Source organism: uncultured Tenacibaculum sp. (genome assembly GCF_947504135.1).
Lineage (GTDB): Bacteria > Bacteroidota > Bacteroidia > Flavobacteriales > Flavobacteriaceae > Polaribacter.
This window is the reverse complement of the sequence record NZ_CANNGG010000002.1, coordinates 498,905-525,473: the sequence shown is the minus strand read 5'-3', so window position 1 is coordinate 525,473 and position 26,569 is coordinate 498,905. Positions and strand designations below refer to the sequence as shown.

27 protein-coding genes are annotated in these 26,569 nt (G+C 31.9%); 9 read left to right on the top strand and 18 right to left on the bottom strand.

The genetic code is table 11. The features are described 5' to 3' along the window. Nucleotides 1-221 precede the first annotated feature (221 nt). The 12 genes from Q0663_RS05860 to Q0663_RS05810 all read right to left on the bottom strand — a co-directional run bounded on the left by Q0663_RS05860 (nucleotide 222) and on the right by Q0663_RS05810 (nucleotide 9,219). Entirely contained in the window at nucleotides 222-1,727 is a 1,506-nt protein-coding gene (locus Q0663_RS05860; protein ID WP_299007841.1) for a hypothetical protein, read from the bottom strand. Nucleotides 1,728-1,997: 270 nt separating this feature from the next. Further along, the gene (ettA, locus tag Q0663_RS05855) at nucleotides 1,998-3,689 is read right to left on the bottom strand and encodes an energy-dependent translational throttle protein EttA (RefSeq protein WP_299007839.1); all 1,692 of its coding nucleotides are present in this window, start codon (nucleotides 3,687-3,689) and stop codon (nucleotides 1,998-2,000) included. A 19-nt stretch (nucleotides 3,690-3,708) separates the two neighbouring features. After that, complete coding sequence (locus Q0663_RS05850) at nucleotides 3,709-3,885, bottom strand: CAL67264 family membrane protein (protein WP_231128403.1); 177 nt, start codon at nucleotides 3,883-3,885, stop codon at nucleotides 3,709-3,711. Nucleotides 3,886-4,021: 136 nt separating this feature from the next. Beyond that, a complete protein-coding gene (locus Q0663_RS05845) occupies nucleotides 4,022-6,046 on the bottom strand; it encodes an NADPH-dependent 2,4-dienoyl-CoA reductase (RefSeq protein WP_299007837.1) in 2,025 nt (674 codons plus the stop codon). A 98-nt stretch (nucleotides 6,047-6,144) separates the two neighbouring features. Next, nucleotides 6,145-6,447, bottom strand: coding sequence for a phosphoribosylpyrophosphate synthetase (locus Q0663_RS05840; RefSeq protein ID WP_299007835.1), 303 nt, complete (start codon nucleotides 6,445-6,447; stop codon nucleotides 6,145-6,147). Nucleotides 6,448-6,536: 89 nt separating this feature from the next. Next, the gene (locus tag Q0663_RS05835; protein ID WP_299007832.1) at nucleotides 6,537-6,977 is read right to left on the bottom strand and encodes a MarR family winged helix-turn-helix transcriptional regulator; all 441 of its coding nucleotides are present in this window, start codon (nucleotides 6,975-6,977) and stop codon (nucleotides 6,537-6,539) included. Between the two features lie 65 nt (nucleotides 6,978-7,042). Then, nucleotides 7,043-7,291 carry a glutaredoxin domain-containing protein gene (locus tag Q0663_RS05830; RefSeq protein ID WP_299007829.1) on the bottom strand — a complete coding sequence of 83 codons (249 nt, stop codon included), beginning with the start codon at nucleotides 7,289-7,291 and terminating at the stop codon, nucleotides 7,043-7,045. Nucleotides 7,292-7,411: 120 nt separating this feature from the next. Next, complete coding sequence (locus tag Q0663_RS05825) at nucleotides 7,412-7,804, bottom strand: CDGSH iron-sulfur domain-containing protein (protein WP_367171432.1); 393 nt, start codon at nucleotides 7,802-7,804, stop codon at nucleotides 7,412-7,414. Beyond that, the gene (locus Q0663_RS12665; RefSeq protein WP_366140421.1) at nucleotides 7,805-7,915 is read right to left on the bottom strand and encodes a (4Fe-4S)-binding protein; all 111 of its coding nucleotides are present in this window, start codon (nucleotides 7,913-7,915) and stop codon (nucleotides 7,805-7,807) included. 18 nt (nucleotides 7,916-7,933) lie between these two features. Further along, a complete protein-coding gene (locus Q0663_RS05820) occupies nucleotides 7,934-8,464 on the bottom strand; it encodes an NADPH-dependent FMN reductase (protein ID WP_299007826.1) in 531 nt (176 codons plus the stop codon). After that, complete coding sequence (locus Q0663_RS05815; RefSeq protein WP_299007823.1) at nucleotides 8,465-8,875, bottom strand: OsmC family protein; 411 nt, start codon at nucleotides 8,873-8,875, stop codon at nucleotides 8,465-8,467. After that, on the bottom strand, nucleotides 8,875-9,219 hold the full coding sequence (locus Q0663_RS05810; RefSeq protein WP_299007820.1) for a DoxX family protein: 345 nt from the start codon (nucleotides 9,217-9,219) through the stop codon (nucleotides 8,875-8,877). The genes Q0663_RS05815 and Q0663_RS05810 overlap by 1 nt, the downstream gene beginning before the upstream one ends. 127 nt (nucleotides 9,220-9,346) lie before the next feature. On the opposite strand from Q0663_RS05810, the gene Q0663_RS05805 reads away from it, so the two are divergent. Together Q0663_RS05805 and Q0663_RS05800 are read left to right on the top strand one after the other, a co-directional pair. Next, nucleotides 9,347-9,811, top strand: a complete 465-nt coding sequence (locus Q0663_RS05805) for a GNAT family N-acetyltransferase (RefSeq protein ID WP_299007817.1) — start codon at nucleotides 9,347-9,349, stop codon at nucleotides 9,809-9,811. 112 nt (nucleotides 9,812-9,923) lie between these two features. After that, nucleotides 9,924-10,199 (top strand): cupin domain-containing protein, encoded by a 276-nt coding sequence (locus Q0663_RS05800; RefSeq protein ID WP_367171435.1) that lies wholly within the window; start codon nucleotides 9,924-9,926, stop codon nucleotides 10,197-10,199. Nucleotides 10,200-10,392: 193 nt separating this feature from the next. Here the strand turns inward: Q0663_RS05800 and Q0663_RS05795 are convergent, their stop codons facing one another. After that, the gene (locus tag Q0663_RS05795) at nucleotides 10,393-12,024 is read right to left on the bottom strand and encodes an isocitrate lyase (protein ID WP_299007814.1); all 1,632 of its coding nucleotides are present in this window, start codon (nucleotides 12,022-12,024) and stop codon (nucleotides 10,393-10,395) included. Nucleotides 12,025-12,160: 136 nt separating this feature from the next. Then, complete coding sequence (gene aceB, locus Q0663_RS05790; protein ID WP_299007812.1) at nucleotides 12,161-13,756, bottom strand: malate synthase A; 1,596 nt, start codon at nucleotides 13,754-13,756, stop codon at nucleotides 12,161-12,163. Nucleotides 13,757-13,911: 155 nt separating this feature from the next. On the opposite strand from aceB, the gene Q0663_RS05785 reads away from it, so the two are divergent. The 7 genes from Q0663_RS05785 (at nucleotide 13,912) to Q0663_RS05755 (ending at nucleotide 22,987) form a co-directional block, all read left to right on the top strand. Then, entirely contained in the window at nucleotides 13,912-15,390 is a 1,479-nt protein-coding gene (locus Q0663_RS05785; protein WP_299007809.1) for a helix-turn-helix domain-containing protein, read from the top strand. A gap of 58 nt (nucleotides 15,391-15,448) precedes the next feature. Further along, on the top strand, nucleotides 15,449-17,092 hold the full coding sequence (locus Q0663_RS05780; RefSeq protein ID WP_047789107.1) for an acyl-CoA carboxylase subunit beta: 1,644 nt from the start codon (nucleotides 15,449-15,451) through the stop codon (nucleotides 17,090-17,092). Nucleotides 17,093-17,107: 15 nt separating this feature from the next. Continuing rightward, nucleotides 17,108-19,099 (top strand): DUF3352 domain-containing protein, encoded by a 1,992-nt coding sequence (locus Q0663_RS05775; protein WP_299007800.1) that lies wholly within the window; start codon nucleotides 17,108-17,110, stop codon nucleotides 19,097-19,099. Between the two features lie 57 nt (nucleotides 19,100-19,156). Then, a complete protein-coding gene (locus Q0663_RS05770; RefSeq protein WP_099216239.1) occupies nucleotides 19,157-19,879 on the top strand; it encodes a YebC/PmpR family DNA-binding transcriptional regulator in 723 nt (240 codons plus the stop codon). 96 nt (nucleotides 19,880-19,975) lie between these two features. Further along, nucleotides 19,976-20,695 (top strand): glycosyltransferase family 2 protein, encoded by a 720-nt coding sequence (locus tag Q0663_RS05765; RefSeq protein ID WP_299007791.1) that lies wholly within the window; start codon nucleotides 19,976-19,978, stop codon nucleotides 20,693-20,695. Then, nucleotides 20,695-21,351: a lipid-A-disaccharide synthase N-terminal domain-containing protein gene (locus tag Q0663_RS05760; protein ID WP_299007788.1), complete on the top strand. Its 657-nt coding sequence runs from the start codon at nucleotides 20,695-20,697 to the stop codon at nucleotides 21,349-21,351. The genes Q0663_RS05765 and Q0663_RS05760 overlap by 1 nt, the downstream gene beginning before the upstream one ends. A gap of 19 nt (nucleotides 21,352-21,370) precedes the next feature. Next, complete coding sequence (locus Q0663_RS05755; protein WP_299007785.1) at nucleotides 21,371-22,987, top strand: glycosyltransferase family 39 protein; 1,617 nt, start codon at nucleotides 21,371-21,373, stop codon at nucleotides 22,985-22,987. Between the two features lie 8 nt (nucleotides 22,988-22,995). On the opposite strand, the gene Q0663_RS05750 is transcribed toward Q0663_RS05755, so the two are convergent. Genes Q0663_RS05750 through Q0663_RS05735 form a run of 4 tightly spaced genes read right to left on the bottom strand, consistent with a single transcriptional unit; the run spans nucleotide 22,996 to nucleotide 26,561 of the window. Beyond that, on the bottom strand, nucleotides 22,996-24,048 hold the full coding sequence (locus Q0663_RS05750; protein WP_299007782.1) for an AMP-binding protein: 1,053 nt from the start codon (nucleotides 24,046-24,048) through the stop codon (nucleotides 22,996-22,998). 18 nt (nucleotides 24,049-24,066) lie between these two features. Beyond that, nucleotides 24,067-24,990 (bottom strand): CPBP family intramembrane glutamic endopeptidase, encoded by a 924-nt coding sequence (locus tag Q0663_RS05745; protein WP_299007780.1) that lies wholly within the window; start codon nucleotides 24,988-24,990, stop codon nucleotides 24,067-24,069. 2 nt (nucleotides 24,991-24,992) lie between these two features. Further along, nucleotides 24,993-26,030, bottom strand: a complete 1,038-nt coding sequence (locus Q0663_RS05740) for an o-succinylbenzoate synthase (RefSeq protein ID WP_299007778.1) — start codon at nucleotides 26,028-26,030, stop codon at nucleotides 24,993-24,995. Between the two features lie 12 nt (nucleotides 26,031-26,042). Further along, nucleotides 26,043-26,561, bottom strand: coding sequence for an SRPBCC family protein (locus Q0663_RS05735; protein ID WP_299007776.1), 519 nt, complete (start codon nucleotides 26,559-26,561; stop codon nucleotides 26,043-26,045). Between the last annotated feature and the right edge of the window lie 8 nt (nucleotides 26,562-26,569).

Sequence of the window (26,569 nt, the reverse complement as noted above, 5' to 3'; positions counted from 1 at the left end):
ACGTGTGATCAGAATATATTAAAGAATTTATAAACCTCACCATAATAAGGTGAGGTTTACATAACAGCTCTACTTATAGTAGCTTGATAACACTTTTATCTAAAGAAGTTATTATTTAATATTTTTTTGCATTTTATTTTTCTAATATACCTTACCTGACCTAACTATACCACCAATTCATTAGAAATGCTGATAAAAACCTTTTAAGGCTATAAAAAAGTTTATATCAAAGATTTTCTTAACCCTTCTTCTACATTCTTCCACAAAAAGTTCCAAAAAGAACGAGTTTGATCTCTTTCAAAGTTTTTTATTTCTACCTTTTCTAATTTATTTTTTGAAGAATTTTTCACAAATAAATTAGCTAACCAAGAAACTACTTTTTTTACTCCTTTTTGCTTATTGAGCATTTTCAACTCAAGGTTTTTAAATGCTATAGCAAAATCTCCATTAGAAAAATTATCATTACCATAAAAATTAAAAAACAACTTATCTATTTTACCTTCGCACTTTATATCTAGTGCAGGCTCTATAAATGAGTTTATATTTTTTGAACTTACTTCATAAAGTTTTCCTTTAATTGTAAAAGCATCATTAACATCTGCTATATTGAATCTCCAATCAATTGATAAAGGAGATGTTCCCATAAAGTCACTTTTAATCTTAACAATTGTAGTTGGAATGCTATCTTTTATTTTAACATTTGTCAAGTTAGTTACAATTGCATCAATGTTTTCAAAACTTACCAATCCTGCTTTTCTTTCCTTATTAGTTAGCTCTTCATAAGTAATTTTAGTATCCTTTATTTTAATACTATCAATTGCAAAATTAATTGGTAGTTCTCTTAGACTCTTACTATATAAGTCTTTTCTTTTGTTTCTATGATTAAGAACTGTTGCATCTAAGTACACACCAAAGTCTCCATCACTTATTAATATTTTGTCAATAGTAAAAAGTAACTTTTTTTTATTTGTTAATTTTATTTTAGGTACTTCTATTTTTTTAATAAATAAATCTAATATATCCTTTTCATAAGGAACATGATATATGTAGTTCTTTCTAGGTTTAAGAGGAGTAATTTTCACACTATCAAGTTTAAGAAAATTATCCTCCAGTTTAAGATTAGCTATGCTATAAGATTGAATTTCTGAACCCTGTGCATCAAAAGCATTAAGCTTCAATGAAATTTTTTCATATAGAAAAGGAATTGTCGTTTTTAAATCTTTTGAGTATTCTAATTTTGTAAGTTTTAACCTATAGTTATCTATAGTAATAGGGTAATTTTTATCATTTATAATAGCTAAAGCTGAATTTTTAATTTCTAACTCATCAATAGTTATTGGCATTCTCTTTTTTTTATGTATGGTATCTTTTTCCTTAGCATTAAATATATCTTTAGGTATTTTTCCTTTTATAATAGAACTATTTAAGACTATTTTATCGATTGATAGTTTATCTTTAATAAAGTAAGCATAATAAGAAACTCCTTTTACACTTAAGTTATTTATTTTAAGATGTATACTATCTTTTTCTAAAAAAAAATCATCAATACTAATATTACCTAATAATACATTAGCTTTTACTTTTCCTGTATAATTAATATGTTTTTTAACTAAGGTTTCTGTCAGTTTTTTTTCAATTTTACCTGCTGCTATATAGTTCAGACTCAAAATTAAGACTGAAAATAGGACTACTATTATTACAATTATTTTTATTGTTTTTTTTATCACAGCAAATTTTAAATTTTGTTAAACTTAGTTAATTATTTATTTTTTTTACATTTAAAACCCTCTGAAACATTTAAAAAAATATTTAATTCTATTTTTATTGAATATTTTTCATTTCGGCATAATAGTTGTCACCAACAAAACATTAACATAATAACTACTACTATGGAAAACTATCTACTAAAACAGTTTTGCAATTTGAGGGGATGATTGTTATTGAAAAAGAAAAACTCGAAGCTACTAGCTTCGAGTTTTATTTTATAAATGTTTTATTTACCTGATTAACTTCTTATATTTAATTCGCTTAGGCATTAAATCTCCTCCCAAACGTTTCTTTTTGTTCTCTTCATAATCAGAGAAAGAACCTTCAAAGAAATACACTTGGCTATCTCCTTCAAAAGCTAAAATATGTGTACAAATACGATCTAAGAACCAACGGTCGTGACTAATTACTACAGCACAACCTGCAAAATTTTCTAAACCTTCTTCTAAAGCTCGTAAAGTATTTACATCTAAATCGTTAGTAGGCTCATCTAATAACAATACGTTACCTTCTTCCTTTAAGGTCATTGCTAAGTGCAAACGGTTACGCTCCCCTCCTGATAAGGTTGCTACCTTTTTATTTTGTTCACTTCCCGAGAAATTAAAGCGACTTAAATAAGCTCTAGAGTTTACTTGCTTACCTCCCATCATCACTAAATCTTGACCTTCAGAGAAATTTTCCCAAATTGATTTTTCAGGATCGATATTTGAATGCGACTGATCTACATACGCAATTTTAGCTGTCTCCCCTACTTTAAAGCTTCCCGCATCCGGAGTTTCTTCCCCCATGATCATTCTGAAAATAGTGGTTTTACCCGCTCCGTTCGGACCGATAATTCCTACAATTCCCGCTTGTGGAAGATTAAATTCTAAATTTTCATATAATAACTTATCTCCATAAGCCTTAGAAACACCTGTAGCTTCAATTACATTAGTTCCTAAACGAGGACCATTAGGAATGTATATTTCTAATTTTTCTTCTGTTTGCTTTTGGTCTTGACTCATTAACTTTTCATAGTTCTTCAAACGTGCTTTTTGCTTTGTTTGACGACCTTTTGCTCCCTGACGAACCCACTCTAGCTCTCGTTCTAAAGTTTTTTGACGTTTAGAAGCTGTCTTGCTTTCTTGCTCTAAACGCTTTGATTTTTGGTCTAACCAAGATGAATAATTTCCTTTCCATGGAATACCTTCACCTCTATCCAATTCTAAAATCCAACCAGCAACATTATCTAAGAAATAACGGTCGTGCGTTACCGCAATTACCGTTCCTTTATATTGTGCTAAATGATGCTCTAACCAATGTACAGATTCTGCATCTAAGTGGTTGGTAGGCTCATCTAATAATAAAATTTCTGGTTCTTGTAATAATAAACGACATAAAGCAACACGACGACGCTCTCCTCCAGATAATACTCCGATCTTCTTATCTCCTTCCGGCGTACGTAACGCATCCATAGCTATTTCTAACTTGGTATCTAATTCCCATGCGTTAGAAGCATCAATTTTATCTTGTAGCTCAGCTTGACGATCCATTAATTTTTGCATCTTATCAGCGTCAGAATATACCTCTTCTAAGCCAAACATGTCGTTTATTTTGTTGTATTCATCTAAAATAGCAACTGTTTCTGCTACTCCTTCTTTAACAACTTCTAAAACGGTTTTATCTTCGTCTAACTGAGGTTCTTGTTCTAAATATCCTACTTTATAACCTGGAGAGAACGTAACATCTCCTTGGTAGTTTTTTTCTACTCCTGCTATAATTTTTAACAAAGTAGACTTACCTGAACCGTTTAAACCTAAAATACCAATTTTAGCTCCATAAAAGAAACTTAAATAGATATCTTTAAGAACCTGTTTTCCTGTACTTTGGTAGGTCTTAGAGACCTTATTCATTGAAAAAATGACTTTTTTATCGTCGCTCATTTCTCTATATTTTCTTTAATTAAACTCTTCCTTTTAGGGCATTAAACACCCATGCATTTGCAAAAAAACCTAAACCAACAGCTCCAAATCCATACCCTGCTATTTCATCATATTTAAATACTGCTAATCCAATAAGTAAAATCCCCATTAATACCATTATAAGCGTTGCCCAACCTAGGACAGTGTTTTTGTTCATTGCCATAATTTACTTTTTTCAATAAAATGTGAGCTACAAATATCGGTAATTATTTAGACTTATTCACTGTAGTTTTGTGCATAAAAAAAGTCTTGCCAATGCAAGACTTTTTAGTGATTTTAAATTTATATACATACTAGAGTTCAGCAGCTAACCTACTTCCTTGGTTTATGGCTCTCTTTGCATCTAATTCTGCCGCAACATCAGCTCCTCCAATTACATGAACTTTCATTCCTTTGGTTTCTAACGGCTCTAACAATTCTTTAAATGGAACTTGACCTGCACAAATAATTACATTATCAACAGGTAACACTTTTTGTTCTTCATTTTGAACATAGTGTAACCCTTCATCATCTATTTTTGTGTACTGTACCTCATTAATAAACTGTACTTTTTTTCTTTTTAATACTGAACGATGAATCCATCCTGTAGTTTTTCCTAAATTCCCTCCAAACTTTCCTGAACTACGTTTGAACATAAATATTTCTCTAGGTGATGGGTGCATTTTTGGAGCGACTCCCTCTATACCAGCACGTGCTTCCAATGTTTTATCAATTCCCCATTCTTCTAACCAAGCATCTATATTTTGAGAAGTACTCTCTCCTTCATGAGCTAAATATTCTGAAACGTCAAAACCAATTCCTCCCGCTCCAATAACCGCAACACGTTTACCTACAGGTTTCTTTAATTTTACTACATCTATATAACTCAATACTTTTTCGTGCTCTATTCCATCAATTCTAGGAGTTCTTGGAGTAATTCCTGTTGCTAAAACAACCTCATCAAAATTACCGTTGTATAAATCTTCTGCAGAAACTTTTGTATTTAACTTTACATTTACGTTGTGTAATTCTAGCTGCTTATTAAAGTAACGAATGGTTTCATAAAACTCTTCTTTTCCTGGAATCTGTTTTGCAATATTGAATTGCCCTCCTGTTTCTTTATCGGCATCAAATAAGGTTACATCGTGCCCTCTTTGAGCTGCTACTGTTGAAGCTGCTAAACCAGCTGGTCCTGCTCCTACAATTGCTATTTTTTTCTTTTTTGAAGTCGGATTATAATTAAGTTCTGTTTCGTGACATGCTCTTGGGTTTACCAAGCAACTTGCTACTTTCTTCTGAAATGCATGATCTAAACAAGCTTGGTTACAAGCTATACAAGTGTTTATTTCATCTATTCTTTCTGCTTTAGCTTTGTTTACCCATTCTGGATCTGCTAAAAATGGACGTGCCATTGAAATCATATCTGCATGTCCTTCTGCCAAAACTTTTTCAGCAGTATCCGGCATGTTTATTCGGTTAGAAGTAACTAACGGAATAGATAATTCTTCTTTCATTTTTTTGGTTACCCAAGTAAACGCCGCTCTGGGTACTGATGTTGCAATAGTAGGAATTCGTGCTTCGTGCCAACCAATACCTGTGTTGATAATGGTAGCTCCAGCTTTTTCTATTTCTTTTCCTAACTGTACTACTTCTTCCCAAGAACTTCCTTGTTCTACCAAATCTAACATCGATAAACGATAGATAATGATAAAATGCTCACCAACTGCTTCTCTAATTTTACGAACTAACTCTACCGCTAAACGAATTCTGTTTTCATACTTCCCTCCATAATCATCCGTTCTTTTATTTGTTCTTGTTACTATAAACTGATTGATTAAATATCCTTCAGATCCCATGATTTCTACACCATCATATCCTGCCTCTTGTGATAACTTAGCACAATTAACGAAGTCTTTTACTGTTCTTCGTATTCCTGATTGCTTTAATGCAAACGGTTTAAAAGGTGTTATTGGTGATTTTATTTTTGAAGGCGCTACATTAAATGGATGGTATCCATAACGCCCAGAGTGTAAAATTTGCATACATATTTTACCTCCTTCTTTATGAACTGCTTCTGTAATTACTTTGTGTTCACGGGCATGTTTTTTTGTGCTCATACGAGCAGAAAAAGGCGCTGTCCATCCTTGGATATTTGGAGCAATTCCTCCAGTAACAATCAAACCTACTCCACCACGTGCACGCTCTGCATAGTAAGAAGCAATGCGTTCAATTCCATTTTTTTCTTCTTCTAAACCAGTATGCATGGACCCCATTAACACTCGATTTTTTAAAGTAGTGAAACCTAAATCTAACGGCTCAAAAATATGTTTGTATTTCATTGTTGAATTTTTATAAAATATTATGCACGCATAATAAATGGCAAGATACAATTTTTTAGAAAATAAAAAACTCGAAGTTTATATCTTCGAGCATTATATTATCTACTAAAATGGAGTTTTTGAATCATTTCAGGAGAAAGAGAATCTGAATACATTCCGTAAGCATCAACTAAAACACCTTTAATTCCTTTTGAAGTTTCAATAGCATATACAACCGAATTATCACCTGCACTACTCATACCTTCAAAACGATATACCTCAACTACTTCAAAAACCTCTGGCAGATAGACTTCTTTAGTTGTTTTACTTTCTATTTGGGTATAAGTGAGGTTAAAATCATGCGTAAAGCCTCTTTTTTGTAAATCATTTAAGGCTTCTGAAAGTGTGTCGTATGTGTACATAATTGTAATCTTTTAAACTCACTTTTAAAGATACAACTTTTAAATTACAACCTCAATTATAGCCATAAAAAAGGAGTAAAAAACGGTGGTTACTGTCTTATTTTATCTAACAAATTACTAAGCTGTGTTGCTTCCTCCTCTGTTAGGTTATCAATAAAATCTAAATCTAAGTTTTTATCAATTTCTTCCAACAACTCCTCTCCTTTCTTAGTTATACTTATGTAAACTACTCTTCTATCATGTTCGCAACGTACGCGATTAATTAAACCCTTCTCATAAAGTTTATCCATTAATCTTGTAGCGTTTGGCGCGCGTTCAATCATTCTATCCTTGATTGTTTGCACTTTAATTGCTTCTTTAGCTCCTCTTAAAATACGTAGGATATTAAATTGTTGCGAAGAGATACTGTATTGTTTAAAAAACTCATTCTCTTTACTACTTACCCAATTCGCAGTGTATTTTATATTGATAAACGCTTTAATTCTATCATTTGGAAATTTGGAATTGATGTCTTTTGAAATATCGCCCATAGCTTTGGTTATTGGCTGTTTGCTCTTAGCTGTTAATTAATAACAAATGTGCTAGCTACTGCTAACTACCCTCTTAATTTTAAATCTTGCATTAATTTGTTAAACGTATCTGATGTCGGTGTTAAGTACACTTCATCATCAATAAATAAAGTTGGATACTTTACTTGCCCTTGATACAATTCTTTACTATGCTCTCTAGCTTCTTCATCTGTAGATACATCTTTGTATACAAAAGGTACTTCTGCAGAATTTAAAAAGTTCTTATAAGCTACAGTATGCGCATGTCCTTTTCTTCCGTATAAAACTATCTTCATTTTAATCTCCTTTCTTTTTTGCAAAAATACAACAACCCTTAATTATTTACCAAGGAAAATAAATCTATTTCAAATAATTAAATGGAATATTTTTTAACTACCCTTTTTCTTTAGGGAATATTATCCTTTAAACTCAACTTTTACATGAGCTCCATCACAATAGGGTTTATTTTGAGAGGCACCGCACCTACAAAAGGCTGTTGTTTTACTTTTCTTTTCAACCTTTCCGTCTGGATTTGTATTTTGAGAGGCACCGCACCTACAAAAGGCTGTTGTTTTACTTTTCTTTTCAACCTTTCCGTCTGGATTTGTAACATGTAATGTTCCGTAAATTAATAACGGACCATCTTCTAAGGCTTCTACTTTTGTTTCAGTATGTGCAGCTGCTTGACTTCCTTCCTTTTTAGACATATAGGATAGTGCTCCTAACGGGCATTCTTCTACTTGTTTTTTTATTTTATCTGTAGAAGCTCCGTCCATATTGACCCAAGGTTTACTCTGCGGATTGAACACTTATATTAATCCTTTCCAACATTTTTTAGAATGGATACACTTATTGGGTTGCCAAACTACAGTAATATCATCATTACTGTACTTTTTAATAATTTCTTTAGCTCCTGACATGACTTTATGTTTTAAGAATTATACCTCTTTCTCGAAAGTCTTCACTGCTCTTATCAAATTTTCATTAAATACCTCATTTACAATCCTTCCGTCATTAAAGTTATCATGAAATTTCGGTAAAGAAAAATCTGCTATAACATTTGCTCCCATATGAGGAAATCCATTTTTAGCTATTGCCATTGACGACGCCCCTCCTCTACCTCCAGGAGAAGTTGATAATAATAGCATTGGTTTATTATGCCATATTTTTTGTTCTATACGCGACATCCAGTCTATAATATTCTTAAAAGCTACCGTAAAATTACCATTATGTTCTGCTAACGATACAGCTATTCCATCTGCTTCTTTAATTTTTTCTAGAAATATTGCGGCATTTTCTGGAATACCGCTTTCCGCTTCCTTATCAACTCCATAAATAGGCAATGGATAATCATTTAAGTCTAATACAGAAACCTCAACTTCCTTTAAAAAACCTGAAGCGTATATTACTAATTGTTTGTTTATGGATTTTTTGCTGTTACTACCTGCAAATGCAATAATTTTCTTCATTTATGTTGTTATTTTTGAATTTATTTCTGTCTCTCCTTTTACCATTTTTGCTACAGGACATTTACCTGCTATTTCTAACAACTTGGTACGTTGTTCTTCTGTAACTTCTTTTTCAAAAGAAATTTCTTCAATCAATGACTTTTTTATTCCTTCGGGAGTTAGCTGTTCTTTTTGACTCACATTAACCGTGATTTTTCCTAAATCCCAACCTTTACGTTCTGCATACATACGCAAAGTGATAGAAACACAACCACCTATTGCAGTTAACAAATACTCTACAGGTGTGGGTGCATTATCATCTCCTCCTTTGTCTAGAGGTTCATCAATTATCGCAAAATGATTTCTCATTTTTGCTTCTGCCAAATAATTACGATTAGTTAAAGTTACTTTTGAAGTCGGATTATTGCTCATTATATTTTTTTACTATAAATATATGAAACTATTAATAGAATCATGGCAATTATGGCTCCCATTTGCTCACCATCTCCAATCATAAAATGAGCAAAAAAGGCCAAAGTAAAGAAATATCCTGCATATGCCCACTCATTTAAAAACTTTCCTCGTAAAAACCAAAGTGCTACTAATCCTAGTAATTTAACTACAGCATACGGGTAAATAATGTAAGTTGGGTACCCAAATGCGCCAAACATTTTTGCTACTTCTTCATAATTAAAAAAGTACATTCCTGATGAGAAGAACATTAATATGGTTAATAAACCTGTAGCTACATAAAAAATAATTTTGTCTTTTTTCATTATGTTCGTTGTTAAATTTCTTTACAAATATATATAAAACAATTAATACATACCATGGAATATAAAAACACGGTAATTAATTATCTTTTAAATTATCTTCATATATTTATAGAGACAAAAAAAACTGATGAAAATAATTGATTACAAAGAAGAATACGCTTCAAGTTTCTATAATTTGAATATTGAATGGTTACAAACATTTTTCTACATAGAACCTTATGACAAAGAAGTTTTAGGCAACCCTCATAAGTATATTATTGACAAGGGAGGACACATTTTCTTTGCTAAATTAAATAATGAAATTGTAGGTACTGTTGCTTTAATGCCTATGAGTGAAGCTAATGTTTATGAATTAACAAAAATGGCTGTTTCACCAAAACACAGGGGTTACAAAATAGGACAAAAACTCATGCAACATTGTATTAATTTTGCAAAAGACAAACAGTTTGATAAATTGGTTTTATACTCAAACACAAAACTTGAAAACGCTATTTACATTTATAGAAAATTTGGCTTTTTAGAAATTCCTGTGGAAGAAGACTGCCCATACGAACGTTGTAATATTAAAATGGAATTAAAAACAAAGTCTTGATAACCTACGATATGGATACAATTAAAACAATTAACATCCAACAGAAAGCTGAAAAGCTAAAAGATTACTTTTCTCCTAAAATAATTTCTGAGGTTAACAATGAATACGTTAAATCGCTAAAATTAAAGGGGAAGATATTCCGTGGCATAATCATGAAAACGAAGATGAGCTTTTTTATATTATCGATGGAAGTCTTTTAATGGAAATAGAAAATCAACCTAGTTTTACGATGAAAAAAGGTGATTTATTTGTAGTTCCTAAAGGTGTAAATCACAGGGTTAGTTCTTCGGAAGATTGTTTAATTATGCTTAATGAAACAAAATCTACCAAACATACTGGTGACCTAATTACTCCTATTACGAAATCTATTGATAATCAAAAATATTAAAGCTCTTATTGAAACATTATTATCAAAACGAAAAAGCTCTCTTTTAAAAAGAGAGCTAACTACATCAAAATAAAATTTACAACTGCTAATTATAAACTCATACTATCAAATTAGTAAGTAAAATTCCTGCTATGCAAACAAACAATTGAAACAAACCAAACATAACAGGAAGTTTACAAACAACTAAGATTTTTTATACTGCTACGGCACTTTCTTCTTCTATCCCTTTATCTTTTGCCTCTACTTCAAATTGATTAGATGTATTCTTTTCTCCACTAGCTTTTAACGCTTTATCTCCAGCAAAAAAAGTTTTATGATCGTCTCCTAAATCAGAACCAGCCATTCGTTGATGCTTTACACACGAAACTCCTTTCCTAATTTCTTGTCGTTGTACTCCTCTTACATACGCTAACATTCCATCTTCTCCAAAATAACCTTCTGTTAAATCATTCATATGTAGCGCTGTTGTATGGTATGTTGGTAAGGTGATTAAATGATGGAAAATACCTGCTTCTCTTGCCCCATCTATTTGGAAAGTACGGATTTTCTCATCCGCTCTATGACACAATTCTGTTCCGTCGTAAGCTGCATTCATTAAATTGTTTCTGTCGTATCCCGTCATGTTTTCTCCTTCTGCAACCATTTCATCATACACTTGATTACGGAAGTTTAACGTCCAATTAAACGATGGTGAATTGTTGTATACCAATTTCGCATTTGGTATTACTGCTCTCACTCTATTTACCATATTGGCTATTTGCCCCACATGAGGCGTAGGCGTTTCAATCCATAACAAATCGGCTCCATTTTGTAAGCTTGTAATACAATCTAGCACTACCCTATCAATATTCGTTCCTTCTCTAAACTTATACAAACCATTAGCCAAACGTACAGGACGCACTAGCTTTCCATCACGTTTTAGTAATACATCGTCTTCTTTTGCTTCATCAATTGTAATTTCTTCAGCTTCTACAAATGCTAAATATTGAGAAGCTAAATCTCCTGGCTCTTGACTTACTGGTAATTTTTGAGTTAATCCTGCTCCTTCCGAATCGGTTCTTGCTACAATAACTCCATCTTCTACGCCTAACTCTAAAAAGGCGTATCGAATTGCATTTAATTTTGCTATAAAGTCTTCGTGTGGCACGGTTACTTTTCCATCTTGATGCCCACATTGCTTAGCATCTGAAACTTGATTTTCTATCTGAATAGCACAAGCACCCGCTTGAATCATTTTTTTAGCTAACAAATACGTAGCCTCTTCATTTCCAAAACCAGCATCAATATCAGCAATAATTGGAACTATATGTGTTTCGAAATTATCAATTTCACTCTGTACATCTTCTCCGTTTTCTAATCTTCTAAATAAATCGTTTAATTCAATAGCATCTGCTTGACGTAGAAAATCATAAATCTCCTCAATTAACGCAGGAACTGCTGTTTTTTCATGCATCGATTGATCTGGTAATGGACCAAACTCTGAGCGCAATGCAGCTACCATCCATCCTGAAAGATATAAATAACGTTTACTTGTTGTTTTGTGATGTTTTTTTACTGCAATCATTTTTTGTTGTGCTACGAATCCGTGCCAGCACCCCAATGACTGTGTATAATTAGATGAATCTGCATCGTAAGCTGCCATATCTTCTCGCATGATTGCAGCGGTGTATCTTGCGATATCTAAGCCTGTTTTAAAACGATTCTGCGCTACCATTCTAGCTGCATTTTCAGGAGAAACTGAATTCCAAGTTGCTCCAAACTTTTTCTTTAATTCTTTCACTGTTTGTAAAGCAGAACTATAATTAGCGTGTACTAAATTTTTCATAATTTTGTAATTGATAAGGTTATTAATTTTTATTGATAACTTGCCCTCTTAAATGTTGCCGCATTTTTGAGGGCTTTTTTCTCGATAATCGAGATTTGAATATTCAAGTCTAGTTTTTAATTTAAATTGCTTTTCTCTATAAATATTTATATGCCGGTAAGGTTAAGAACTCTACAAATTCTTTGTTTAAAATCAACTCGTCAAATAATTGAATAGCTAATTCAAACTTTCCGTTATTGTATCTGTCTTCACCTACGTAGCTTTTTATTTTTTTTAATTCTTCTTTTTTAAATTGCTCATACATTCCCTCTGTAAACGTTCTACCATCTTCAAGCATCACGTTTTTATGTAACCATTGCCATACTTGTGTTCGAGATATTTCAGCTGTTGCTGCATCTTCCATTAAATTATACAAGGCAGCTGCTCCTTGCCCCATTAACCACGACTCTACATACAAAATACCAACGTTGATATTTTCTCGTATTCCTTGTTCGGTAATAGTACCTTCTGGCAATTCAACTAAATCCTTTTCAGTAATTGTTAAATCTTCTAGCTTTTTATCTATCTGATTCGCATTCGGCATTACTGTGTTAAAAACATCCATGGCAACTGCTACTAAACCAGGATGCGCCACCCAAGTTCCGTCATGACCATTCTTAACTTCTTGCTCCTTATCATTCTTTACCTTTGCAAAAGCTTCTTTATTCAACGCTTCATTATTCTTTACAGGAATTTGTGCCGCCATTCCTCCCATAGCATGTACACCTCGTTTGTGACACGACTGGATAACTCGTAACGAATACGCTTTCATAAATGGGCTACTCATGGTTACTTGTGAACGGTTTGGCACAATAAAATCAGTATGATTTCTGAACTTTTTAATGTATGAAAAGATATAATCCCAACGACCACAATTTAAGCCAGCCATATGATCTTTTAACTCATAAATAATTTCATCCAACTGAAAACTTGCCGTAATTGTTTCTATTAATACTGTTGCTTTAATGGTTTTTTGTGGTACCTCCATAAACTCTTGTGCAAATACAAAAACATCATTCCACCAACGTGCTTCTTTGTAGTGTTCAAGTTTAGGTAAATAAAAATAGGTTGCACTTCCTTGCTCTCGCAAAGTTTTGATATTATGGAAAAAGTACAACCCAAAATCAACCAAAGAGCCTGACATTTCTACGCCATCAATCAACAAATGTTTTTCATTTAAATGCAATCCTCTTGGTCTTACTAACAAGGTAGCTACTTTCTCATTTAACTCGTAGCTTTTATCTTTTGCAGCGTTGTAAAATGAAATTGTTTTATTTACTGCATCTCTTAAGTTTACCTGACCATTTAAAATATTTTGAATTGTAGGTGAATTACTATCTTCAAAATCTGCCATAAATGTTTTTGCTCCAGAATTTAAAGCGTTGATAATCATTTTACGCTCTACTGGCCCTGTAATTTCTACTCTCCTATCTAACAAATCTTCAGGTAACGGAGCACATACCCAATCGCTCTCTCTTATCTCTTTAGTTTCTAAAGGAAAAGAAGGATAGTTTCCTGCATCAAAATAAGCTTGTTCGATTTCTCTTTCAGCTAATAATTGAAGTCTTTGAGGATTAAATTTTTCTTGAAGTTGAATTAAAAACGCTTTGGCTTCATTGGTCAAAACACTTTTATACTCGGTTTGATCAAAACCTACACATTGAATTTCTTTTGCTAAAACATCTTGATTCATATCTATTTATTTTTTACTTATTGATTGACAGTTCAATATTAAAAAAAAGAACTTAAATAAAAAAGCGAACGTTCGCTAAAAACATATAAATTATAAATTTTTATTAATTCGCTAATTTTTATACCTTTGAATTACGAATATTTTAATAAAACACATTGGAAGAAGAATATATCAGATTAGTTTTTGGTTTAAAACTGAAACAAATACGCACAGATAAAAACCTATCACTCTTTGGATTAGCTAAACTAACAGGATTATCAAAATCGTATTTAAACGAAATTGAGAAAGGAAAAAAGTATCCAAAAACTGATAAAATTGTTATTCTTTCTGAGAAGCTAGAAGTACCTTATGATCATTTGGTATCTCTAAAATTAGATAAAAACCTAGCCCCTATTGGTGAAATTTTACAATCGAAAATTTTAAAAGAGATTCCTCTTGACCTATTTGGTATTAAAGAAAATAATCTAATTGATATCATTGCCAATGCTCCTGCAAAGGTTAATGCTTTTATAAGTACCATTATTAAGATTTCGCAAAACTACAATTTAACAAGAGAAAGCTTTTTTCTTGCTGCATTACGTTCGTACCAAGAAGCACACAACAACTATTTTGAGGATATTGAAACAAAGGTTACAGATTTTATTAAAGCATATCAAATAAACCCAAATAAACCTATTACTTCAAAAGACTTAGAAGAAATTTTAATTGAAGAATATGGTTATACTATTGATAGTGAAGAACTATCTAAGCATCAAAAACTATCTGAACTCAGAAACATTTATATTCCAAAGAATAAAACGTTACTTATATACAATGACATAAACGAAGCACAAAAAACATTTATTTTTGCTAAAGAAATAGCTTATAATTATTTACAGATAGAAAACAGACTGTATACCTTTCCATGGATAAAATTTGAAAGCTTTGATGAAGTATTAAATAATTTTGTCGCTTCTTACTTTGCAGGTGCTTTAATTATTCCGAAAGATGATTTAATTCAAAAACTAACACAACTTTTTTCTTTAAAAACTTGGCAACCTATACAATTGCACAAAATTATTAGAAGTTATAATTGTTCAGACGAAACGTTTTATCAACGTTTAACGAACATTTTACCAAGACATTTTAATATTAAAAACCTATTCTTTTTACGTTTTACTCATAAAGAAGGTTCTCTGGCACATAGACTTTCTAAAGAACTACATATTACACAACAACAGTCTCCTCACGCCAATCGTAACAATGAACATTATTGCAGAAGATGGATTGCCATTAAAACAATTCAGGATTTAGAAATTTCAGAAGAAAAAAAATCTGCTTACGGAATTCAAATTTCATCGTACGAAAATTCTCAAAAGGAGTATTTAGTTCTTTCTGCAGCTACTGCCGATCCTTTTAAAGAAAAAATTAACCGCAGTGTAAGCATAGGTATGTTACTTTCTCCACACTTAAAAAGAAAACTTCATTTTTTTAATGAAGATACTTTCACAAAAAAAACAGTAGGTGTTACTTGCGAAACATGCGCAGTACAAAACTGTAATGAACGAGTGGCAGAACCTTATATTTTACTAAAACAATCTAGAAATAAAGAAATAGAAAATACTGTTGAAAACATCATTCAATCGTACACCTAAACACCTTGTTTTGTACGTTGTTTTTCTTATTTTAGCACACGCAAACAAATAACTTACCATGGATCTTAACTTCAACAAAAACGAAGACCACAATAAACTTTTAGTATCAGATTTACGTAGACGCTTAACCAAAGTTAAATTAGGCGGTGGACAAAAACGTATTGACAAACATCATGAGAAAGGAAAATTAACAGCTCGTGAACGTATTGATTATTTATTAGATGATAAGTCTAAGTCTATCGAAATTGCTGCTTTTGCAGGTGAAGACATGTATCAAGAACATGGTGGATGTCCTTCTGGTGGTGTGGTTGTAAAAATGGGATATGTTAGTGGAAAACAATGTATTGTTGTTGCTAACGATGCTACCGTAAAAGCGGGTGCTTGGTTCCCAATTACAGGAAAGAAAAATTTAAGAGCTCAAGAAATAGCAATTGAAAATAAATTACCTATTATTTATTTGGTAGATTCTGCTGGAGTCTATCTACCAATGCAGGATGAAATTTTTCCTGATAAAGAACATTTCGGAAGAATTTTTAGAAACAATGCTGTAATGAGTAGCATGGGAATTACCCAAATTGCTGCCGTTATGGGAAGTTGTGTTGCTGGTGGTGCTTACTTACCTATTATGAGTGATGAAGCACTTATTGTAGACAAAACAGGAAGTATTTTCTTAGCAGGTAGTTATTTAGTAAAAGCTGCTATTGGTGAAACTATTGATAACGAAACCTTGGGTGGAGCAACCACACATTGTGAAGTATCTGGGGTTACCGATTATAAAGCAAAGGATGATAAAGATGCTTTAGATACCATTAAAAACTTAATGGATAAAATTGGAGATTATGACAAAGCTGGATTTAATCGTAAAGAAGCTTTTCCTCCAAAAGAAAATGAAGATGATATTTTCGGAATTTTACCAAAAGCTCGTAATGAGCAATACGATATGATGGAAATCATTAAACGTTTGGTTGATAACTCTGAATTTGAAGAATACAAAGCAGGCTATGGTCAAACCATTATTACTGGATATGCTCGTATTGATGGATGGGCAGTAGGTATCGTTGCTAACCAACGTAAAATTGTAAAATCGAAAGGAGCAAAAACCAAACCTAGCGAAATGCAATTTGGTGGGGTAATTTATAACGATTCTGCTGATAAAGCTACTCGATTTATTGCCAACTGTAACCAGAAGAAAATCCCGTTAGTTTTCTTACAAGATGTTACTGGATTTATGGTAGGAAGTAAATCTGAACATAGTGGGATTATCAAAGACGGAGCCAAAATGGTGAACGCTGTTAGTAACTCTGTAGTTCCTAAATTTACGGTAGTTATTGGTAACTCTTACGGTGCAGGAAATTACGCTATGTGTGGTAAAGCCTATGACCCTCGTCTTATTTTTGCATGGCCAAGTGCTGAACTAGCTGTGATGAGTGGAGCCTCTGCTGCCAAAGTATTACTACAAATTGAAACAGCTGCTTTAAAGAAAAAAGGAGAAGAAATAACTCCTGAAAAAGAAGCAGAATTATTCGATAAAATTAAATCGAGATACGATAATCAAATATCTCCTTACTATGCTGCTGCAAGAATTTGGACTGATGCTGTAATTAATCCTCTAGACACCAGAACATGGATTTCTATGGGAATAGAAGCTGCTGACCACGCTCCTATTGAAAAACCTTTTAATTTGGGGGTTTTACAAGTTTAAAACACAGAAAACAGCATGAAGAGGAAAGTATTTTGGGGCATTATTGCCCTTGTTATAGGCTTTGTAATCTATCAAGTGTATATTTTCACCTTATCTGAAAATGATAATATCAAGTCTATTTACTTAGTTCCTGATGATGCTGTTTTCATAGTTGATACTGAAAGACCTATTGACACTTGGGATGAAATAAGCTCAAGTGAAATTTGGACGCATCTTCAAAAGAATCAACAAATCAATAAACTATCTGAAGGCCTCCATAGTTTAGATGAAACCTTTAAAGCAAAAAAGGAAATTTTCGACTTTATTGGGGAACGTAATCTGGTTATTTCAGTACATGTATTTAGTCCTAGAAAATATGGGTTATTATACGTTGCGGATTTACAAAAATTCTCTAAACTAACTTTTCTAAAAAGAGCTATTAGTAACTTAGCTGGAGAAGACTATAAGGTAACGAAACGAGTATACAAAGAGCACGAAATTATAGAACTTTATAATAAGAAGACTAGAGAAACTTTACACCTTTCTTTTATTAAAAACCAAGTTATAGCTTCTTATACTCACCTTTTGGTTGAACAATCAATTGACCAATACTTGAATCCTGTTATTGGACGAGATATAAATTTTATAGAAATAAAAAAGAAAACAGATACTGATGGATTTTTTAATATCTATTTACAACATAAATATCTAAAAGATTATTTAAATTGTTTTACCAGTTCTAGCAATTTAGATTTTTTAAATAAAGAAGCATTCTTCTACTCTGGTTTAGACATATCCATTGTGGAAGGAGTTATCGTTCAAGCTACTGGTTACACAAACGTTGACACTAATTCACAAACTTATTTAAAGGTATTACAAAAGTCTGGGGCTGGTAAGCGTAGCGTTGCTAAAGTAGCTCCAAAGAACACCTCTTTATACCTTAGTTTTGCTTTTGATAACTTTAAAACATTCAATAGTAATCTAGAGAAACTCCAACAAGAAAATCCTGCTGATTTTAAGGTGTATTCTGATCAACTTGCGATGATTGAGGATAAGTTAGACATTAATGTTTCTGAAAACATTTATAGTTGGATTGGTAGTGAAATAGCTTTAATTCATTTTAACACTGAGCTTTCAAAAAACAAAAAAGATATCGCTGCTATTATTAAAGCTGACGATATTGATGACGCTAAAGAAAATCTTCAGCTTGTCCTTTCAAAAATTAAAGAAAACACCCCTTTGAAATACAAGCAAATCGATTACAGAGGTTATCCTATTAACTTTTTTGATTTAAAAGGATTCTTTAAAATGTTAGCAGGAAACATGTTTTCTAAAATGGAGAAACCTTACTTTACCATTATTGATGATTTTGTAGTTTTTAGTACTAGTCCAAATACTATTAAAGAAATTATTAACAACCACTTAATAGGATACACCCTAGAAAACTCTGAAAAATTCGATGATTTTAATTATCATTTTGAGAAAAAATCTAGTGTCTTTGCTTATGTAAACACTCCAAATTCCTATAAAGATCTTTTAAGTTTAGTTGACAACAAAACTCGACGTGAACTTCAAAAAAACAAACCTTATATTACTTGCTTTTCACAAATTGGAATGCAGCTAATTGCTTCTGATGACTTATTTGAAAGTAATATTTCTCTTGTTTTTGAAGATCCTAAAAACATTGATATAAACACTAAAAAAGATAAAGAATTAAAAGAGAAACTACTATTAGAGTTAGCTCCCTACAAAGATTCTACAAGCAATCAAAATTCCACAACATTTTTTAAGCTTCCGCCAATACATCCTTCTGATTTAAGTGCTAAATCGTACAAGGAGTATTATAAAAACGGAAAACTAAAATTTGAAGTTGATTTAGAAGATGGCTTAAAAGATGGTTCTTATAAGTCCTTTTATGAAAACGGAAAAGCAAAAGTTAAAGGGCATTATAAAAATGATAAACAAAGTGGAACCTGGAAAGCATATGATGAACAAACAGGTGATGTAATTTTCAAAAAACATTTTTAATTGCAATATTTTATAGCATTAGTTACATTTGCCAAGCAAAATTAAAACAGAATACACATGGGAAGAGCATTCGAATTTAGGAAAGCAAGAAAGATGAAACGTTGGTCAGCCATGGCTAAAACCTTTACTCGTATTGGTAAAGATATCGTTATGGCAGTTAAAGAAGGTGGGCCAAACCCCGAAACCAACTCTCGTTTGCGTGTAGTAATTCAAAATGCGAAGGCTGCCAACATGCCGAAAGATAATGTTGAGCGCGCTATTAAAAAAGCATCTGATAAAAGTACTGAAAACTATAAAGAAGTATTGTTTGAAGGATATGCTCCTCATGGAATTGCTGTTTTAGTAGAAACTGCTACTGATAATAATAACCGTACAGTAGCTAATGTACGTGCTGCTTTTAACAAGTGTAACGGAAATTTAGGAACTTCTGGATCAGTTGCTTTTATGTTTGACCACGTGGTTAACTTTAAAGTAAAAGAAGATTCCTTAGGAATGGATTTAGAAGAGTTTGAAATGGAAATGATCGACTTTGAAGTTGAAGAGGTTTTTGCCGACGAAGAAGATAGTTCGGTAATGTTGTATGCTCCTTTTGAACAATTTGGCGCTATTCAAAAATATTTAGAAGAAAATAATATTGAAATTCTTTCTTCTGAATTTGAACGTATTCCAACAACTACTACTGCTATTTCTGATGAGCAAAAGGAAGAAGTAAACAAACTTTTAGAAAGATTAGAAGAGGATGATGACGTAAACAATGTATATCATTCTATGGAAGAGTAAGATACTTCCCTTAAAGAATTTAAAATCCAATGATAAACTCATTGGATTTTTTTATTTTTTGTACTTTTGCACGGTCATACTAAAACAAACTAGTCTATGGATTACAGAATGACTATCATCATTCCGGTTTTTAATGAAATTGATAACTTAGATAGAATAAACAGTACGTTTACTGATTACTTTTCTAAAAGTAAAACTAAAAGCAAGGTTTTGTTTGTCGATGATGGTTCTACTGACAATAGTTTTAATAAAATTTCTGAAATCTGTGATAATAATCCTGATTTCGAATACTTAAAATTTAAAGAAAACTGCGGATTAAGTGCAGCTATTAAAGCTGGTATTGACCATATTGACACCGAATTAATTGGGTATATAGACGCTGACTTACAAACCACTCCTTATGACTTTGATATTTTATTAGAAGATATTGATAATTATCAAGCTGTTATTGGGTATAGAGGAAAAAGAAAAGATACTTTAAGCAAGAAAATACAATCATTAATTGCTAATAGTATTAGGCGTAGTTTAATTAACGATGGTGTTATTGACACTGGTTGTCCATTAAAAGTACTGCGTACTGATGTTGCTAAGAAAATTCCTTTCTTTAAAGGAATGCACCGTTTTATTCCTGCCTTAATTTTATTACAGAACGGAAAAATAAAACAACTAAAAGTGCAACATTTTGAGCGCATTGCAGGTACTTCAAAATTCAATATTTTCAACAGATCTTTAAAAGCATTACGAGATACTTTTGCTTACAGATGGATACGAAAAAGTTATATAAACTATACTATTGAAAAGTCTAAAATTAGCTAATGAGCGACTGGCTTTCATATAAATATTTTGTATATGTTATTGGTTTTGCTGCCCAAATTTTATTTTCAGCAAGGCTTTTGTTACAATGGATTCAGTCTGAAAAAGTAAAAAGAGTACTAACACCTGAATTGTTTTGGCAATTAAGTTTAATTGCTTCCTTTTTGCTTTTTGTTTACGGATGGTTACGAGACGATTTTGCTATTATGCTCGGACAGTCATTGACGTATTTTATCTACATAAGAAACATGCAACTGCAAGGGTCATGGATAAAATTACCTAAACTTCTACGTGGTTTTTTACTTATTTTCCCTTTTTTAATTGCCCTATATTCCTTTAAGAATAACCAAATTGATGTTGAGCGATTGTTCCGCAATGAAGAGATTCCTATTAACTTATTAATCTGGGGAAGTATAGGTCAAATTATTTTTACACTGCGTTTTATCTATCAATGGATTTATTCTGAGCGTAAAAAAGAATCTTCATTACCTTTAGGTTTTTGGTTATTAAGCCTTGTAGGATCACTTATGATTTTAAGTTATGCAATTATAAGAAAAGACCCTGTGCTATTTATAGGGCAGTTATTCGGTTTTGTTATTTATATCAGAAACGTTTTTATCTTACTGAAACAAGATAAAATATTAAAAACTAACTCATAAACTTACTCTTTTTTTCAAAATGAAAAATAAACTGACTTTTAATATATTTTTCGTAATAGCTGCTATTAGCTTACTTATTAATGTAGGCTCGTACGGAGTTATTGAAAGTAGCGACGCTAGATATGCCGAAATTGGTAGAGCTATGCATGTTTCTGGTGATTATATGCATCCTAACTTGTTAGATGTTCATCACTATCACAAGCCTCCATTCACCTATCAAATTACAGCTTTAGGCTACAAAATATTTGGTATAAATGCTTTTGGAGCTCGTTTCTTTTTACAATTAGCTGTTTTACTTCAACTTGTATTGGTCTACCGTTTAAGTTTTTCTTTATTCAACAATAAAAAAACGGCACTTTGGTCTGCTATTATCTATTTTAGTTTTCCGTTGGTCTTAATGTCATCACGAAACTTAACAACCGATGCTTTTTTAGCAACCTTTGCTTTACTAAGTATTTATAGTTGGGTAAAATATCGCCAATCTGGAGTGATAAAATGGCTTTATGCTTTTACTCTAAGTTTAGCGTTAGGTTTTTTAACAAAAGGGCCTGTAATATTTATTGTCCCTGTAATTTTCATTTTATTTTATAATCGTACAGAAAAGTCAAAAAGAAAATTTTCTATCCATCATATTGCGGCGTGGACGTTATTTTTAGTTATTGCAGGATCTTGGTTTGCACACCTAGGTTATAGCAATCCTGCTTTTTTAGATTATTTCTTAGGAAAACAGACCGCAGATAGGTTCTCAAAAAATGCCTTCGGAAGAACAGAACCTTTTTGGTACTTCTTAGCTTTTGCTCCATTGGTTGGTTTACCATGGTTTTTAGCATTTATTTATTTACTGAAAGATCAAAAAGAATTATTGAAAACAAAAACAATTCATTTCGCTATGTTAATGGCGTTTGTAATTCCTTTGATTTTCTTTTCAATTTCTTCTTCAAAACGAATTTTATACATTTTACCATTATATGGTTTACTTGCTATCTTAATAGCTGATTTGTTTTCACGAATTAACACAGAAAAAATCAAAACTATTAATGCTTTTATTCTTGGATTTTCTGGTTTAATTCTATTAACTTTTATTGTAGCTCCATTTATTAATACTGGAATGAATTTTCCGTATTATTTAACGATTGCTAGTTGTGTTGTTGTAATTATAGTATTCTTCCTTTATAAATCTAAAGAAGAAGTTAAATTTAAACCAGTACTTACCTCATTTGTTGTTACGGTGTTTTTGTTGATAAGTGCTTCAACAATCTTAGCTAAGAACGAATTAAAAGTCAATGCTTCGAAGCCTGTAACAGACTTTATTATTAATGAAAATCTTAATTCTAGAGATATTTTAGTCTACAACATTAGAAAATCATCCATTGCTTTTGGATTGAATAAATCGATTATTTCCTTATACGATGGGCATGAATCTTTAAATAGAGAAACTCAGTTTGAAACAGATACAAACTGGAAAAATCACTTAATCAATCTTAAAGATGCTACTGAGTTAGAAAGTTTACATGGAATCGTAGAAAAACCTACTGTTTTAATACTTTATAAAAAGCAACTTCCAGAAAGATTAGATTGGCTAGCAAAGAACTATCCTAACAAAAAAGTAATGGGTAAATGGACTGTTTTATACTAACCTATAAATTATAACAACCTTACCAAATCCAATGTTTTCTTACGTTGGATTTTTTTGGTCTCTGTTTCTACAAATTGATCTACGAAGTAAATATCTTTTGGAGTTTCATATTTGGTAAGATTCTTTGCTTCGTTCAAGATAACATTGTATTCTTTCCCTTCTATGACAAGCACTAATTTTTCTCCTAACACCTTATCTGGAACACCAATAACAAAAAAACGATTCGAGATAATTTTAGACAGTTTTTCTTCTATTTTTTCTGGATGTAGCTTAATTCCACCTGAATTAATAACATTATCGTAGCGCCCTAACCATTCAAATTCTGTTTCAGAAATTAAATCCACTACATCATTTGTAACGATTCTTTCCTCTGATACTTTAGGAGCTTCAATGATCAAGCAATTTCGATTGTCTTGTGAAAGATCTACGTCAGGTAGTGTTTTATAGTTAGATTTATTACCATCGATAGGGATGAGATTATTTAACTTCTTAATAGCAATATGTGTAATAGTTTCAGTCATTCCATAGGTAGCAAAAACCTGAGTAGGTAAGTTCTGAATTTCTCCTATCAAGTCATTAGATACCACTCCACCACCTACGATTAGTTTTTTAACCTTATACAAATCTTTTAACGAGTTTTGCAACTGCATTGGTACCATTGCAGAAAAATCATACATTTTATCTATTCCTTCCAATGGATTAGAAATTGCTTCTACAACATCAAGCTTCCACCCTAACGTTAAAGCTCGGACCAGCATCATTTTTCCTGCAATATAATCGGTAGAAAGACACAATAAAGCAGTAGTGTTTTTTTTCAATTCGAAAAAAGTTCCCGTTGCCTCTGCTGAGTTTTTCATAAACTCTTTTTTCAACGGAATTGGTTTCGGTTTTCCTGTAGATCCTGAAGTTTGCACTACTACAAAATCTTCAGCATTAAACCAATCTGACAAAAATGAAAAGACAGAATTATTAATTGTTTTAGAAAAACTCAAGAGTTCTTCTTCTGAAGAAAAAGACTTTTCATTTAACTGAAAATTTTTATGAAAGCTGTTTTTTTTCACAATATTCAGGATAGTATACTATAAAATTTCTTTAGTAATTACTGGTTTTTCAATCTTACCAAACAATTTTTCTTTCCAGTTTTTCCAGCCATATTTTTTTTGCAAAAACATTATATATAACGGATAAATAAAAAACACAGGAATAATCATTTGATATATTAAATTCGGCTCAGAATGATCAATAAATAAGGCGTCAGTTTGAAAAACTGCCCAATTTGAAGCTACTAAAACAGCCGCTGCAATATTATTTGCTGCGTGAATTCCTAAAGCTAACTCTGCTCCTTCATCTAACAAAGTGATAATTCCGAATAAAAAGCCTGTACCAATATAAAAGCCCATAATTCCGTAACCTAACTTAGATACTTCAGGGTTTAAAATATGCATTAAACCAAACAACGTTGAAGTTACGATTAGCGGAACCCATCTGGTCTTAGTTAAAATTCCTATTCCTTGCATTAAATAACCTCTAAACAACAACTCCTCTAACGATGTTTGAATCGGAATTAAAATGATACAAATCGTTAATAATAGAAAAAACGGGACTGGTTTAAAATTCCACACAAATTCTTCTGGTGCTAACAAATAACCTATAAAAAGAAAAAATACCGTCATTAAAAACCAAGAAACAAACCCATAAAAAAAGCGGCTCCAATCTACTTTACTCCTACTTGTTACTACAGAAGTAAATGGTCGTAAATGCACGAACTTAACAAATACTATTAGCAAAACTAAAAGCACTGCAAATGGCATTAAATTTTCAATTAGGAAAATATTTTTGTTTCCTTGAAAATTGGCTGTATCTTCAATCAAGCCTTTATATACTTCTGGTAATAAAAAATAGATTGCGAAGTTTAATAAAAAGGGAGACATTACTATTACAATTGTAAGTAACCACCTCCACCAACTATTTTCGCCTTTATATGCTTGCTGTATAAAATCCATTTTTAAATATTAAAGTCCCAATGTTTATTCTTGTTATAACCTAAGCTTCCCTTTGTAACTTCTAGCGGGCTCTCAATGTTATTTGTAAACAAACTTCCAGTTCCTAATCCTTGCGGTAACGGGTTGTTCAACGTGTAGGTCCATTGTGCTATTGCGTTTAAGCCAATATTACTTTCTAATGCCGAAGTAATCCAGTTTCCTGCATTATGATTGGCTGCTATTTCAATCCATTCATTGCTTCCTTGAAAACCTCCAACCAAACTGGGTTTTAAAATGATGTATTGTGGTTGAATTGTACTAATACAATTTTCTTTTTCTTCGGAAGAAAACACGCCAATTAGTTCTTCATCTAACGCAATTGGAAACGGAGTTTCCTCACACAATCTCGCCATTTCTTGCCACTGACCTTGTTTGATAGGCTGCTCTATTGAATGTAACTCAAACTCGGCTAATCTTTGTAATTTTCCTAAAGCATTTTCAGGTAAAAATGCTCCATTTGCATCTACTCTTAACTCTATTTCTTTGGCTGAAAACTCTTTTCTGATAGAATGCAACAATGCTATTTCTGTATCGAAATCAATAGCTCCAATCTTCATTTTTATTGTTGTAAATCCTTGCTTTAACTTATCCTTTATTTGTTGTTGCATAAAGGGTTTGTCACCCATCCAAATCAATCCGTTTATTGAAATTTGCTCTTTTCCTTTAGAAAAATCTGATGGAAATAATTCAAACGGATTTTCACTTTCTAATGATAAAAAGGCTTGTTCTAACCCAAACTGAATCGACGGGAAATGTACCAATTCTGTCAATAAAAGATCTAAACCCAAATTAACATTATTACATACCCACTGCAATTTCTCTTCATAATCAGATCTGTCATCAGCACTTAATCCACGAAATAAACCACATTCACCAAAGCCTTGTTTTCCTTCTCTTTCTAAAACTAAAAACCAGGTTTCTTTAGTTCTTAAAATTCCACGAGAAGTTCCACTAGCTTGTTTAAAATTCAATAAATATTTATAATAGGTAGCTTTAATCAACTGTTTATTTTTTTAGTTATGAGCTTCAGATGCTTTTTTAAATTCGTCTAAATATTGTTGACTCATTTTTTTCAATGCTCCTTTAAAATACGGAAACAAACAACTCATTACGTACGACTCACTTGTACAGGTAGTTGTTTGTACTATCTTAGTCATATTTCCTTCAGAAGTAAATACATAATCATCTGTTTTTAGCATATTTTCAGCATCGAAATGAAAAGTAAGTCTTTCATTTTCTTCAAAAGCTAATACTTCTTCAGTCATAGTCACCAATTTTCCTTGGTTTTCAACTACAATTTTATATGTACTTCCTACTTTATTTGGCTTTTCTTCTAATACATCAATCGATTTTACTTCTGGCATCCATTGTTTCATCAATTCTACATTTTGAAAATCGGCAAAAACTTCTTTTACAGGCTTGTTAACTGTTATCTCATTCGTGTATACTACCTCTTGAACAACCAATCCTGTTAAAAAAAACGCAAGAATTAAAGCAGTTATAATTCCTAAAATTATTTTGATTTTTTTCATACTTCTAA

Coding starts and splice junctions, on each gene's coding strand:
- ettA (WP_299007839.1), bottom strand. CDS start 3,689: ATGAGCGACGATAAAAAAGTCATTTTTTCAATGAATAAGGTCTCTAAG.
- Q0663_RS05850 (WP_231128403.1), bottom strand. CDS start 3,885: ATGAACAAAAACACTGTCCTAGGTTGGGCAACGCTTATAATGGTATTA.
- Q0663_RS05845 (WP_299007837.1), bottom strand. CDS start 6,046: ATGAAATACAAACATATTTTTGAGCCGTTAGATTTAGGTTTCACTACT.
- Q0663_RS05840 (WP_299007835.1), bottom strand. CDS start 6,447: ATGTACACATACGACACACTTTCAGAAGCCTTAAATGATTTACAAAAA.
- Q0663_RS05835 (WP_299007832.1), bottom strand. CDS start 6,977: ATGGGCGATATTTCAAAAGACATCAATTCCAAATTTCCAAATGATAGA.
- Q0663_RS05830 (WP_299007829.1), bottom strand. CDS start 7,291: ATGAAGATAGTTTTATACGGAAGAAAAGGACATGCGCATACTGTAGCT.
- Q0663_RS12665 (WP_366140421.1), bottom strand. CDS start 7,915: ATGTCAGGAGCTAAAGAAATTATTAAAAAGTACAGTAATGATGATATT.
- Q0663_RS05820 (WP_299007826.1), bottom strand. CDS start 8,464: ATGAAGAAAATTATTGCATTTGCAGGTAGTAACAGCAAAAAATCCATA.
- Q0663_RS05815 (WP_299007823.1), bottom strand. CDS start 8,875: ATGAGCAATAATCCGACTTCAAAAGTAACTTTAACTAATCGTAATTAT.
- Q0663_RS05810 (WP_299007820.1), bottom strand. CDS start 9,219: ATGAAAAAAGACAAAATTATTTTTTATGTAGCTACAGGTTTATTAACC.
- Q0663_RS05805 (WP_299007817.1), top strand. CDS start 9,347: ATGAAAATAATTGATTACAAAGAAGAATACGCTTCAAGTTTCTATAAT.
- Q0663_RS05795 (WP_299007814.1), bottom strand. CDS start 12,024: ATGAAAAATTTAGTACACGCTAATTATAGTTCTGCTTTACAAACAGTG.
- aceB (WP_299007812.1), bottom strand. CDS start 13,756: ATGAATCAAGATGTTTTAGCAAAAGAAATTCAATGTGTAGGTTTTGAT.
- Q0663_RS05780 (WP_047789107.1), top strand. CDS start 15,449: ATGGATCTTAACTTCAACAAAAACGAAGACCACAATAAACTTTTAGTA.
- Q0663_RS05775 (WP_299007800.1), top strand. CDS start 17,108: ATGAAGAGGAAAGTATTTTGGGGCATTATTGCCCTTGTTATAGGCTTT.
- Q0663_RS05770 (WP_099216239.1), top strand. CDS start 19,157: ATGGGAAGAGCATTCGAATTTAGGAAAGCAAGAAAGATGAAACGTTGG.
- Q0663_RS05765 (WP_299007791.1), top strand. CDS start 19,976: ATGGATTACAGAATGACTATCATCATTCCGGTTTTTAATGAAATTGAT.
- Q0663_RS05760 (WP_299007788.1), top strand. CDS start 20,695: ATGAGCGACTGGCTTTCATATAAATATTTTGTATATGTTATTGGTTTT.
- Q0663_RS05755 (WP_299007785.1), top strand. CDS start 21,371: ATGAAAAATAAACTGACTTTTAATATATTTTTCGTAATAGCTGCTATT.
- Q0663_RS05745 (WP_299007780.1), bottom strand. CDS start 24,990: ATGGATTTTATACAGCAAGCATATAAAGGCGAAAATAGTTGGTGGAGG.
- Q0663_RS05735 (WP_299007776.1), bottom strand. CDS start 26,561: ATGAAAAAAATCAAAATAATTTTAGGAATTATAACTGCTTTAATTCTT.